This is a genomic window from Streptomyces sp. NPDC033136, from assembly GCF_055578235.1.
Genome location: NZ_JBVIPD010000023.1, coordinates 128,568 through 142,081, shown reverse-complemented (window position 1 = coordinate 142,081; position 13,514 = coordinate 128,568). Strand labels below are relative to the sequence as shown.

7 protein-coding genes are annotated in these 13,514 nt (G+C 66.1%); all 7 read right to left on the bottom strand.

Annotation, left to right across the window (positions count from 1 at the left end):
- Positions 1-250: 250 nt before the first annotated feature.
- The 7 genes from tuf to rpoB all read right to left on the bottom strand — a co-directional run bounded on the left by tuf (position 251) and on the right by rpoB (position 13,138).
- Positions 251-1,444 carry an elongation factor Tu gene (gene tuf, locus ACZ5TL_RS32190; RefSeq protein WP_033308978.1) on the bottom strand — a complete coding sequence of 398 codons (1,194 nt, stop codon included), beginning with the start codon at positions 1,442-1,444 and terminating at the stop codon, positions 251-253.
- A 156-nt stretch (positions 1,445-1,600) separates the two neighbouring features.
- Entirely contained in the window at positions 1,601-3,727 is a 2,127-nt protein-coding gene (gene fusA / locus ACZ5TL_RS32185; protein ID WP_468594245.1) for an elongation factor G, read from the bottom strand.
- 39 nt (positions 3,728-3,766) lie between these two features.
- Complete coding sequence (gene rpsG, locus ACZ5TL_RS32180; RefSeq protein ID WP_003974303.1) at positions 3,767-4,237, bottom strand: 30S ribosomal protein S7; 471 nt, start codon at positions 4,235-4,237, stop codon at positions 3,767-3,769.
- A gap of 2 nt (positions 4,238-4,239) precedes the next feature.
- Positions 4,240-4,611: a 30S ribosomal protein S12 gene (gene rpsL, locus ACZ5TL_RS32175; protein WP_003948652.1), complete on the bottom strand. Its 372-nt coding sequence runs from the start codon at positions 4,609-4,611 to the stop codon at positions 4,240-4,242.
- Positions 4,612-4,931: 320 nt separating this feature from the next.
- Positions 4,932-5,453, bottom strand: a complete 522-nt coding sequence (locus ACZ5TL_RS32170; RefSeq protein WP_468594243.1) for a DUF1707 and DUF4190 domain-containing protein — start codon at positions 5,451-5,453, stop codon at positions 4,932-4,934.
- 187 nt (positions 5,454-5,640) lie between these two features.
- Positions 5,641-9,558, bottom strand: coding sequence for a DNA-directed RNA polymerase subunit beta' (locus ACZ5TL_RS32165; RefSeq protein ID WP_468594241.1), 3,918 nt, complete (start codon positions 9,556-9,558; stop codon positions 5,641-5,643).
- Between the two features lie 94 nt (positions 9,559-9,652).
- Complete coding sequence (gene rpoB / locus ACZ5TL_RS32160) at positions 9,653-13,138, bottom strand: DNA-directed RNA polymerase subunit beta (protein WP_468594240.1); 3,486 nt, start codon at positions 13,136-13,138, stop codon at positions 9,653-9,655.
- Between the last annotated feature and the right edge of the window lie 376 nt (positions 13,139-13,514).

The following is a 13,514-nucleotide window of genomic DNA, read 5'->3' as shown; positions in this document are numbered from 1 at the left end:
GTGCAGACCCGTGCACCCGTGCGGGTCAGAGCAGTGTCATGAAGCGCTTCCTCCCGGGTGTGAACACCCGGGGTTCCGCGCTAGATCATGCTGAAGGCAGTCCGCGGCTGAGCTGGAAGAGGGACGGTGACGGCCCTGGCGCTCCTCGCCCTCGGGCAGTCTGTGCACAGCAAAGGGGCCCGCACGACCGAAGTCGTACGGGCCCCTTCGAGCCACTCAGGTCAGTAGACCCTCAAGCCAGTCCGGAGACTCACTTGTTGATCTTGGTGACCTGGCCGGCGCCCACGGTCCGGCCACCCTCACGGATGGCGAACTTCAGGCCCTCCTCCATGGCGACGGGCTGGATGAGCTCCACCTTCATCTCGGTGTTGTCACCCGGCATGACCATCTCGGTGCCCTCGGGGAGGGTCACCACGCCGGTCACGTCCGTCGTACGGAAGTAGAACTGCGGGCGGTAGTTGTTGAAGAACGGCGTGTGGCGGCCACCCTCGTCCTTGGACAGGATGTAGGCCTGCGCCTCGAACTCGGTGTGCGGGGTGACCGAGCCCGGCTTGATGATGACCTGGCCGCGCTCGACGTCCTCGCGCTTGATGCCACGGAGGAGCAGACCGACGTTCTCACCGGCCTGGCCCTCGTCGAGGAGCTTCCGGAACATCTCGATACCGGTGACCGTGGTGGTGGTCTTCTCGGTCTTGATGCCGATGATGTCGACGGTCTCGTTGACCTTCAGGACACCACGCTCGATACGGCCGGTGACGACCGTACCGCGACCGGTGATCGTGAAGACGTCCTCGATCGGCATGAGGAACGGCTTGTCGACGTCGCGCTCCGGCTCCGGAATCGCGGTGTCGACGGCGTTCATGAGCTCGAGGACGGAGTTGCCCCACTCCTTGTCGCCCTCGAGGGCCTTCAGAGCGGAGACCTTGACGACGGGAACGTCGTCGCCCGGGAACTCGTACTCGGAGAGGAGCTCACGGACCTCGAGCTCGACGAGCTCCAGGATCTCCTCGTCGTCCACCATGTCGGCCTTGTTCAGCGCGACGACGATGTACGGAACGCCGACCTGGCGGGCCAGGAGCACGTGCTCCTTGGTCTGCGGCATCGGGCCGTCCGTGGCGGCGACCACGAGGATGGCGCCGTCCATCTGCGCCGCACCCGTGATCATGTTCTTGATGTAGTCCGCGTGACCGGGGCAGTCGACGTGGGCGTAGTGACGCGTCTCCGTCTGGTACTCGACGTGCGCGATGGAGATGGTGATACCGCGCTGGCGCTCTTCAGGAGCCTTGTCGATCTGGTCGAAGGCCGAGGCCTCGTTCAGGTCCGGGTACGCGTCGTGCAGCACCTTGGTAATGGCGGCCGTGAGGGTCGTCTTACCGTGGTCGATGTGACCGATGGTGCCGATGTTGACGTGCGGCTTAGTCCGCTCGAACTTCGCCTTCGCCACTGGGGTCCTCCTGGGGAGTGGTTCTGGTACGCCTTACTCATCGGCGCCAGGTGATCTTTGCTGGAAAGCCCGGGCCCCGGGGCACTCTCACCACGATTGCGGCGGAATGCCCCTCAAGGCTCCGGAGTCAAGCCTACGGCGTGTAGACGCGGTGCGTTACTCGCCCTTGGCCTTCGCGATGATCTCCTCGGCGACGTTCCGGGGAACCTCGGCGTAGGAGTCGAACTGCATGGAGTAGCTGGCACGGCCGGACGTCTTGCTGCGCAGGTCGCCGACGTAGCCGAACATCTCCGAAAGGGGCACGAGGCCCTTCACGACGCGGGCACCGGCCCGCTCCTCCATGGCCTGGATCTGACCACGGCGGGAGTTGATGTCGCCGATGACCTCACCCATGTAGTCCTCGGGCGTGGTGACCTCGACGGCCATCATCGGCTCGAGCAGTACGGGGCTGGCCTTGCGCGCGGCCTCCTTGAAGGCCTGCGAACCGGCGATCTTGAACGCGAGCTCGGAGGAGTCGACCTCGTGGTAGCCACCGTCGATGAGCGTGACGCGGACACCGGTCATCTCGTACCCGGCCAGGATGCCGAACTGCATGGCCTCCTGCGCACCGGCGTCCACCGAAGGGATGTACTCCTTCGGGATACGGCCACCGGTGACCTTGTTCACGAACTCGTACGAGGCGTCGCCGCCCTCGATCGGCTCGATCGCGATCTGCACCTTGGCGAACTGGCCGGTACCACCAGTCTGCTTCTTGTGCGTGTAGTCGACGCGCTCGACGGCCTTGCGGATCGTCTCACGGTAGGCGACCTGCGGCTTGCCGACGTTGGCCTCGACCTTGAACTCACGGCGCATACGGTCGACCAGCACCTCGAGGTGCAGTTCGCCCATACCACCGATGATGGTCTGGCCGGTCTCCTCGTCCGAGTGAACCTGGAAGGACGGGTCCTCCTCGGCCAGGCGCTGGATGGCGACACCCAGCTTCTCCTGGTCGCCCTTGGACTTGGGTTCGATGGCGACCTGGATGACCGGCGCCGGGAAGTCCATGGACTCCAGGATCACCGGGTTCTTGTCGTCCGACAGCGTCTCACCGGTGGTGGTCTGCTTCAGGCCCATGACGGCGACGATGTCGCCGGCGCCCACCGACTCGATCTCCTCACGCTTGTTCGCGTGCATGCGGTAGATCTTGCCGATGCGCTCCTTCTTGCCCTTGACCGAGTTCAGCACGGCGGTGCCGGACTGCAGGCGGCCCGAGTAGACCCGGACGAAGGTGAGCTTGCCGAGGTGCGGGTCGCTCATGATCTTGAACGCGAGCGCGGCGAGGGGCTCCTCGTCCGACGGCTTGCGCACGATGACCTGCTCCGGCTCCTTGACGTCGTGGCCCTCGATGGCCTCGACGTCGAGCGGGGTGGGCAGGTAGCGCACAACCGCGTCGAGCAGGGGCTGAACGCCCTTGTTCTTGAACGCGGTGCCGCAGAACACGGGGGTGACGGTGGTGCCGCCGCCCTTGCCGGACGCGATCGTGATACGGCGGATCGCGGCGTAGAGCTGCTCCACGGTGGGCTCGGTGCCCTCCAGGTACAGCTCCATCAGCTCTTCGTCGTTCTCGGCGACGGCCTCGAGCAGCTTGCCGCGGTACTCCTCGGCAGCCTCGGCGTGGGTGTCCGGGATGTCGACGGTGTCGTACATCTCGCCCTTGGTCGCCTCGGCCGACCAGACCAGGGCCTTCATCGTCACGAGGTCGATGACGCCCTTGAAGTCCGCCTCGGCACCGATCGGCAGCTGCATGATCAGCGGCTGGGCGCCCAGGCGGTCCGAGATCATGTCCACGCAGCGGTGGAACTCGGCGCCGGTACGGTCCAGCTTGTTGACGAAGCAGATACGCGGCACGCCGTAACGGTCGGCCTGACGCCACACCGTCTCGGACTGCGGCTCGACACCGGCGACACCGTCGAACACCGTCACGGCACCGTCGAGCACGCGCAGGGAGCGCTCCACCTCAACGGTGAAGTCGACGTGACCCGGGGTGTCGATGATGTTGATGGTGTAGTCGTTGTCCTCGAGCGGCCAGTGACAGGTGGTCGCAGCAGACGTGATCGTGATGCCACGCTCCTGCTCCTGCTCCATCCAGTCCATGGTGGCAGCGCCGTCGTGGACCTCACCGATCTTGTACGAGACGCCGGTGTAGAACAGGATCCGCTCGGTGGTGGTCGTCTTGCCCGCGTCGATGTGGGCCATGATCCCGATGTTGCGGACCCTGGCCAGGTCAAGTGAAGTGGTAGCCATAAGGCTTCAGTCTTCTCTCGGTCTCGATGTGGGTAGCGACTACCAGCGGTAGTGCGCGAAGGCCTTGTTGGACTCGGCCATCTTGTGGGTGTCCTCGCGCTTCTTCACAGCGGCACCGAGGCCGTTGGAGGCGTCGAGAAGTTCGTTGAGCAGGCGCTCGGTCATGGTCTTCTCGCGACGGGCGCGGGAGTAACCGACCAGCCAGCGCAGCGCGAGCGTGTTGGCGCGACCGGGCTTGACCTCGATCGGAACCTGGTACGTCGCACCACCGACACGGCGGGACTTGACCTCGAGGGTCGGCTTGATGTTCTCGAGAGCGCGCTTCAGCGTGATGACCGGGTCGTTGCCGGTCTTCTCGCGCAGGCCCTCCATGGCGCCGTAGACGATGCGCTCGGCGGTGGAGCGCTTGCCGTTCAGCAGCACCTTGTTGATCAGGGAGGTCACCAGAGGAGAACCGTAGACCGGGTCGATGATGACCGGGCGCTTCGGGGCGGGGCCCTTACGAGGCATTCTTACTTCTCCTTCTTGGCGCCGTAGCGGGAACGGGCCTGCTTGCGGTTCTTGACACCCTGGGTGTCGAGGGAGCCACGGATGATCTTGTAACGAACACCCGGCAGGTCCTTCACACGGCCGCCGCGCACGAGCACGATGGAGTGCTCCTGCAGGTTGTGTCCCTCACCCGGAATGTAAGCGGTGACCTCGATCCCGCTGGTCAGACGCACACGCGCGACCTTACGCAGGGCCGAGTTCGGCTTCTTCGGGGTGGTCGTGAACACACGCGTGCAGACGCCCCGGCGCTGAGGGGAACCCTCGAGTGCGGGCGTCTTGTTCTTCTCGACCTTGTCCTGCCGGCCCTTGCGGACCAGCTGCTGGATCGTAGGCACTACTTCTCCGGTTTCTGTGTGCCGATGTGAAGCTAACCTGGAACGTCGCCGACCCACGCGGTCGGGTGTGTCGAATCCCGCGGACTTCCGCCGCCCAGGCAGAAATAAGCGCAGATTACGGTGGCCGGTGTCAGCTCGCTGTGCGGTTGATGGCACGCACGAGAGCCAGGGCACACCCCAGGCACAAGGTCTGAGCGTACCTACCGCATTCGCTGCGGTCAAAACAAATGGGCGCCGCCCACCTCGCCATGCGGGACATGTCAAGCCCCTCGGCCGTAGTCGATCTTCAATTCGACGGCGGATGTCCGGTTCGCCACCGCTCAGGACGCGACGACGGACACCACCGTCAGCAACACCATGACGAGTGCCCAGCCGACCGTGGACAACCACCCCAGCACGAGCCCGGTCAGCGCGAGTCCGTCCCCCAGCTCCCCGCGGCTGCGGATCTCGGCCCGCGCGACATGCCCCAGCACCACGGCGGGGATCCCGGTCATCCCCATGGTCGGCACGCACAGCAGCCCGCAGACCCCGGCAGCGACCGCCTTCCCGTTCGTCTGCGGCCGCGGCACGGGCAGATACGTCCGCGGCACGGGCGTGACCACGGCCGGCTGCGGCACCGGCCCCTGCGGCAGATCGGCGACGAGCAGGCCCAGCTCCCCCACGGTCCGCGCCGCGTACGCCCGCGCCACCCGCTTCTCGAACTCGTCCCGCTCCATGCGCCCCTCGCCGTACCCCGCTCTGAGCACGTCGACGGCCCGCTCCCGATCGGCATGCGAGGCCAGCATCGACGGACCACTGGGGCCCTGCCAGGGCTGCCAGGACGGATAGGACGGCTGCGACACGGTGCACCTCCCCGGAGGGGCGAGTCCTTCCATGATGCGCCGAAGCGGGGAGTATGTGCACTGGTGTGTCGGCGGTCGGGTGCCGGGTGCCGGTCAGAAGGCCGCCTCAGGGCGTCCGGAGGGGCCCCTGACACGCCGAAGGGCGGCCACCCCGCAGGATGGACCGCCCTCGGCTCAAGCGACTCGCTTACTGGTTGTACGGACCGTAGTCGTAGTCCTCCAGCGGAACGGCCTGGCCGGAGCCCGTGCCGAACGGCGAGTAGTCGATGTCGTCGTAGCCGACGGCCGAGTACATCGCGGCCTTGGCCTCCTCGGTCGGCTCGACCCGGATGTTGCGGTAGCGGGACAGACCCGTACCGGCCGGGATGAGCTTACCGATGATGACGTTCTCCTTGAGGCCGATCAGGGAGTCGGACTTGGCGTTGATCGCCGCGTCCGTGAGGACCCTGGTCGTCTCCTGGAAGGACGCCGCCGACAGCCAGGACTCCGTGGCCAGCGAGGCCTTGGTGATACCCATGAGCTGCGGACGACCGGAGGCCGGGTGACCGCCCTCCTGGACCACACGACGGTTCTCGTGCTCGAACTTCGAGCGCTCGACCAGCTCGCCGGGAAGCAGCTCGGCGTCGCCGGACTCGATGATCGTCACGCGGCGGAGCATCTGCCGGATGATGATCTCGATGTGCTTGTCGTGGATCGACACACCCTGCGAGTTGTAGACCTTCTGGACCTCGCCGACCAGGTGGACCTGGACGGCACGCTGACCCAGGATGCGCAGCACGTCGTGCGGGTTGGTGGCACCCACGGTGAGCTTCTGGCCCACCTCGACGTGCTCGCCCTCGCTGACCAGGAGCCGGGCACGCTTCGAGATCGGGAACGCCGTCTCGTCGCTGCCGTCGTCCGGGGTGACGACAATCTTCTTGGTCTTCTCGGTCTCCTCGATCCGGACGCGGCCCTGGGCCTCGGAGATCGGGGCGACACCCTTCGGGGTACGGGCCTCGAAGAGCTCGACGACACGCGGCAGACCCTGGGTGATGTCGTCACCGGCCACACCACCGGTGTGGAAGGTACGCATCGTCAGCTGGGTGCCGGGCTCACCGATGGACTGGGCGGCGATGATGCCGACCGCCTCACCGATGTCGACCAGCTTGCCGGTGGCCAGCGAACGGCCGTAGCACATCGCGCAGGTGCCGACGGCGGACTCGCAGGTCAGGACCGAGCGGGTCTTGACCTCCTCGACGCCACGCCGGACGAGCTCCTCGATGAGGACGTCGCCCAGGTCGGTGCCGGCCGGGGCCAGCACCTGCCCGTCGACCACGATGTCCTCGGCGAGGCAGCGCGCGTACACGGACGTCTCGACGTCCTCCGTCTTGACCAGCCCGCCCTCGTTCCGGTCGGCGATCTTCAGACGCAGACCGCGCTCGGTGCCGCAGTCCTCCTCGCGAATGATGACGTCCTGGGAGACGTCGACCAGACGACGCGTGAGGTAACCCGAGTCGGCGGTACGCAGGGCGGTGTCCGCCAGACCCTTACGGGCACCGTGCGTGGAGATGAAGTACTCCAGCACGGACAGGCCCTCACGGAAGGACGCCTTGATCGGACGCGGGATCGTCTCGTTCTTCGCGTTCGACACCAGACCACGCATACCGGCGATCTGACGCATCTGCATCATGTTGCCTCGTGCACCCGAGTTCACCATCATGAAGATCGGGTTGGTCTTCGGGAAGTTGTCGTTCATCGCCTCGGCGACCTCGTTGGTCGCCTTGGTCCAGATCGCGATGAGCTCCTGCGTGCGCTCGTCCTTGGTGATCAGACCGCGCTCGTACTGCTTCTGGACCTTCTCGTCCTGCGCCTCGTACCCGCGGACGATCTCCTTCTTCGCCTCGGGGACGACGACGTCGGAGATGGCGACGGTGACGCCGGAACGGGTGGCCCAGTAGAAGCCGGCCGCCTTCAGGTTGTCGAGCGTCGCCGCCACGATGACCTTCGGGTAGCGCTCGGCGAGGTCGTTGACGATCTCGGAGAGCTGCTTCTTGCCGACCTCGTAGTCGACGAACGGGTAGTCCTCGGGCAGCAGCTCGTTGAAGAGCGCGCGGCCCAGGGTGGTGTTCAGCCGGAAGGGGTCACCCTGCTGCCACTCGCCCGCGGAGCCGCTGCCGGACTCAGGGCCTTCCTCACCCGCCGGCGGGGTCCAGCCGCGCGGCGGGATGGTGCCGACCGGGAAGCGGACGTCGATCCTCGACTGGAGCGACAGCTCGCCCGCGTCGAAGGCCATGATCGCCTCGGCGACCGAGGCGAAGGAACGGCCCTCGCCCTTGAGGTCGCGCATCTCGCCGTCGGTGGTGAGGAAGAACAGACCGAGGACCATGTCCTGGGTCGGCATCGTCACCGGGCGGCCGTCGGCCGGCTTGAGGATGTTGTTCGAGGACAGCATCAGGATGCGGGCCTCGGCCTGCGCCTCCGCGGACAGCGGCAGGTGCACGGCCATCTGGTCACCGTCGAAGTCCGCGTTGAACGCGGTGCAGACGAGCGGGTGGATCTGAATGGCCTTGCCCTCGACCAGCTGCGGCTCGAAGGCCTGGATGCCGAGGCGGTGCAGCGTGGGCGCACGGTTCAGCAGAACCGGGTGCTCCGCGATGACCTCTTCCAGCACGTCGTACACGACCGTGCGGCCGCGCTCGACCATGCGCTTGGCGCTCTTGATGTTCTGCGCGTGGTTCAGGTCGACCAGGCGCTTCATCACGAACGGCTTGAAGAGCTCCAGCGCCATCGCCTTGGGCAGACCGCACTGGTGCAGCTTCAGCTGCGGACCGACGACGATCACGGAACGCGCGGAGTAGTCCACACGCTTACCGAGCAGGTTCTGACGGAAGCGGCCCTGCTTGCCCTTCAGCATGTCGCTGAGGGACTTCAGCGGGCGGTTACCGGGACCGGTGACCGGACGGCCACGACGGCCGTTGTCGAACAGCGCGTCGACGGCCTCCTGGAGCATGCGCTTCTCGTTGTTCACGATGATCTCGGGCGCACCGAGGTCGAGAAGCCGCTTCAGGCGGTTGTTCCGGTTGATCACGCGGCGGTACAGGTCGTTCAGGTCGGAGGTCGCGAAGCGGCCACCGTCCAGCTGCACCATCGGACGCAGGTCCGGCGGGATGACCGGCACGCAGTCCAGCACCATGCCCTTGGGGCTGTTGCTGGTCTGCAGGAACGCGGAGACGACCTTGAGGCGCTTGAGCGCACGGGTCTTCTTCTGGCCCTTGCCGGTGCGGATGATCTCGCGGAGGCGCTCGGCCTCCTCGTCGAGGTCGAAGGACTCCAGGCGCTTCTGCAGCGCCGCGGCACCCATCGAGCCGTCGAAGTACGTGCCGAAGCGGTCACGCAGCTCGCGGTAGAGCAGCTCGTCGCCCTCCAGGTCCTGGACCTTGAGGTTCTTGAACCGGCTCCACACCTCGTCGAGGCGGTCGATCTCGCGCTGCGCACGGTCGCGCAGCTGCTTCATCTCGCGCTCGGCACCCTCGCGCACCTTGCGGCGCACGTCGGCCTTGGCGCCCTCGGCCTCCAGCTCGGCCAGGTCGGTCTCGAGCTTCTTGGCGCGGGCCTCCAGGTCGGCGTCGCGGCGCTGCTCGATCTGCTGACGCTCGACGGAGACGTGGGCCTCCAGCGAGGGCAGGTCGCGCGTACGGCGCTCCTCGTCGACGTACGTGATCATGTACGCCGCGAAGTAGATGACCTTCTCGAGGTCCTTCGGCGCCAGGTCGAGCAGGTAGCCCAGCCGCGACGGAACGCCCTTGAAGTACCAGATGTGCGTGACGGGCGCGGCCAGTTCGATGTGGCCCATCCGCTCACGACGCACCTTGGCGCGAGTCACCTCGACGCCGCAGCGCTCGCAGATGATGCCCTTGAAGCGGACACGCTTGTACTTGCCGCAGTAGCACTCCCAGTCCCGGGTCGGACCGAAGATCTTCTCGCAGAAGAGCCCGTCCTTTTCCGGCTTGAGCGTGCGGTAGTTGATCGTCTCGGGCTTCTTGACCTCGCCGTGGCTCCACTGACGGATGTCGTCAGCGGTAGCCAGACCGATCCGGAGCTCGTCGAAGAAGTTGACGTCGAGCACTATGCGTCAATCCCTCTCAGGGTTGTAAGTCATGGGGTCTGATACGGGGGTCCTGGGGCCGGCGGCCTTCATGGCGAAGGCCGCCGAACTCCCGTCAGACCTCTTCGACGCTGCTCGGCTCACGCCGGGACAGGTCGATGCCAAGCTCCTCCGCAGCGCGGAAGACGTCCTCGTCGGTGTCGCGCATCTCGATGGACATGCCGTCCGAGGACAGCACCTCCACGTTGAGGCACAGGGACTGCATCTCCTTGATGAGCACCTTGAAGGACTCGGGGATGCCGGGCTCGGGGATGTTCTCGCCCTTGACGATGGCCTCGTAGACCTTCACGCGGCCGGTCACGTCGTCGGACTTGATGGTCAGCAGCTCCTGGAGGGCGTACGCGGCGCCGTAAGCCTCCAGCGCCCACACCTCCATCTCACCGAAGCGCTGGCCACCGAACTGGGCCTTACCACCCAGCGGCTGCTGGGTGATCATCGAGTACGGACCGGTCGACCGGGCGTGCAGCTTGTCGTCGACCAGGTGGTGGAGCTTCAGGATGTACATGTAGCCGACCGAGATCGGCTCCGGGAACGGCTCGCCGGAACGGCCGTCGAACAGCGGCGCCTTACCGGTCGGGAGCACCATGCGCTCGCCGTCGCGGTTCGGGATGGTGTGGTTCAGCAGACCGGCCAGCTCGTCCTCACGCGCACCGTCGAAGACGGGGGTGGCGACGTTGGTGCCCGGTGCGACCTGGTCGGCCTCGATGGCCTGCAGGCGCTGCGCCCAGTCGTCCGCGAGGCCGGAGACGTCCCAGCCGCGGCTGGCGAGCCAGCCGAGGTGGATCTCCAGGACCTGACCCGGGTTCATTCGGGACGGCACACCGAGCGGGTTGAGGATGATGTCGACCGGGGTGCCGTCCTCCAGGAACGGCATGTCCTCGATCGGCAGGATCTTCGAGATGACGCCCTTGTTGCCGTGGCGGCCGGCGAGCTTGTCACCGTCCGTGATCTTGCGCTTCTGCGCCACATAGACACGAACCAGCTGGTTCACGCCCGGCGGCAGCTCGTCGCCCTCTTCACGGTCGAAGACGCGGACGCCGATGACCTTGCCGATCTCGCCGTGCGGCACCTTCAGCGAGGTGTCACGGACCTCACGGGCCTTCTCACCGAAGATGGCGCGCAGCAGGCGCTCCTCGGGCGTCAGCTCGGTCTCACCCTTGGGCGTGACCTTGCCGACGAGGATGTCACCGGCGACGACCTCGGCACCGATGCGGATGATGCCGCGCTCGTCGAGGTCGGCGAGGACCTCCTCGGAGACGTTCGGGATGTCCCGGGTGATCTCCTCGGGGCCGAGCTTGGTGTCACGGGCGTCGACCTCGTGCTCCTCGATGTGGATCGAGGAGAGGACGTCGTCCTGCACGAGGCGCTGCGACAGGATGATCGCGTCCTCGTAGTTGTGACCCTCCCACGGCATGAACGCCACGAGCAGGTTCTTGCCCAGCGCCATCTCGCCGTTCTGGGTGGCCGGACCGTCGGCGAGGACCTGGCCCTCGATGATCCGGTCGCCCTCGTTGACGATGACCTTCTGGTTGACCGAGGTGCCCTGGTTGGAGCGGGCGAACTTGGCCAGGCGGTACGTGATGTACGTGCCGTCGTCGTTGGCGGTGGTGATGTAGTCCGCGGAGACCTCCTGGACCACACCGGGCTTCTCGGCCTTGACCACGTCGCCGGCGTCGACCGCGGAGCGGTACTCCATGCCGGTGCCGACGAGCGGGGACTCGGACTTAATCAGCGGCACGGCCTGACGCATCATGTTCGCGCCCATGAGGGCACGGTTGGCGTCGTCGTGCTCGAGGAAGGGGATCATGGCCGTCGCGACCGACACCATCTGGCGCGGCGAGACGTCCATGTAGTCCACGTCCTCGCCGGTGACGTAGTCGACCTCGCCGCCCTTGCGGCGGACCAGCACGCGGGCCTCGGCGAAGCGGAGTTCGTCGGTGAGCGGCGCGTTGGCCTGCGCGATGACGAAGCGGTCCTCCTCGTCGGCCGTGAGGTAGTCGACCTGGTCCGTGACCTGGCCCTCGAATACCTTGCGGTACGGGGTCTCGACGAAACCGAACGCGTTCACGCGGCCGTAGGTGGCGAGCGAGCCGATCAGACCGATGTTCGGGCCTTCAGGGGTCTCGATCGGGCACATGCGGCCGTAGTGCGAGGGGTGCACGTCACGGACCTCGAAGCCGGCCCGCTCACGGGACAGACCACCCGGGCCGAGCGCGGACAGACGCCGCTTGTGCGTCAGACCCGACAGCGGGTTGTTCTGGTCCATGAACTGGGACAGCTGGCTGGTGCCGAAGAACTCCTTGATGGAGGCGACGACCGGCCGGATGTTGATCAGGGTCTGCGGCGTGATCGCCTCGACGTCCTGGGTCGTCATCCGCTCGCGGACGACACGCTCCATACGCGCCAGACCCGTACGGACCTGGTTCTGGATGAGCTCGCCGACGCTGCGCAGACGGCGGTTGCCGAAGTGGTCGATGTCGTCGGTCTCGACGACGATGTTCGTACCGCTGTCGCCGACCGTCTCGGTCTCACCCGCGTGCAGCTTCACCAGGTACTTGATCGTCGAGATGATGTCCTCGACGGTCAGGATGCCCGCGTCCAGCGGAGCGTCCGCACCCAGCTTCTTGTTGACCTTGTAGCGGCCGACCTTGGCCAGGTCGTAGCGCTTGGGGTTGAAGTAGAGGTTCTCCAGCAGCGTCTGCGCGGCCTCACGCGTGGGGGGCTCGCCCGGACGCAGCTTGCGGTAGATGTCGAGCAGCGCGTCGTCCTGGCCCTGGGTGTGGTCCTTCTCCAGGGTGGCGCGCATCGACTCGTACTCGCCGAACTCCTCGAGGATCTGCTCGGTGGTCCAGCCGAGCGCCTTGAGCAGGACGGTGACGGACTGCTTGCGCTTGCGGTCGATGCGGACACCGACCATGTCGCGCTTGTCGATCTCCAACTCCAGCCAGGCACCCCGGGACGGGATCACCTTGGCGGAGAAGATGTCCTTGTCGGACGTCTTGTCGATGCTGGAATCGAAGTAGACACCCGGCGAACGAACCAGCTGCGACACCACGACACGCTCGGTGCCGTTGATGACGAAGGTGCCCTTGTTCGTCATGAGCGGGAAGTCGCCCATGAAGACCGTCTGGGACTTGATCTCGCCGGTCTCGTTGTTGGTGAACTCAGCGGTGACGAAGAGCGGGGCCGCGTACGTGAAGTCGCGCTCCTTGCACTCGTCGATGGAGTTCTTCGGCGGCTCGAAGCGGTGGTCGCGGAAGGTCAGCGACATCGACCCGCTGAAGTCCTCGATCGGGGAGATCTCCTCGAAGATCTCCTCGAGCCCGGACTTGGTGGGGACGTCCTGACCGTTCTCCAGAGCCTCCTCGACCCGACTCTGCCAGGCCGTGTTGCCGAGCAGCCAGTCGAAGCTCTCGGTCTGCAGCGCGAGCAGGTTGGGAACCTCGAGAGGCTCCTTGATCTTTGCAAAAGAGATGCGCAGCGGGGCGGTGCTGGCGGCGTTGTTCGTATTCGCGGTCGAGGCGTTGCGCGAGGCGGCCAAGAGGGGGTCCTTCCGAGGGCTCGGACTCACTACGCGCGTACCGGCCCCTCTCCCGTACACGGAGACAAGCTGCGCCGATCCGGCCGAAAGGCCTGGTCAGGCGTGGTCTTGTCTCGATGCTCGAGTGAGGGCGAACCCCTGGTGACGGGCAGGGGACAGCTAACAGGCAGCGCAAAGGGTCAGTGTAGCCACTTGGCACACTGATGTCCAGTCCGGGTCCTGGAACCCGTGTTCACCCTCGTTGTTCCACTCCTGCGACAAGGCGCTGCCCTCAACGCACGTTGATACTGCCCTCTTCGTCGTCGATCCATACCTCGGATTCGGATCCTTGTGACGACGCGTCCTGAGAATTGCGCGCTGCGTGCGGTTCGTCAAG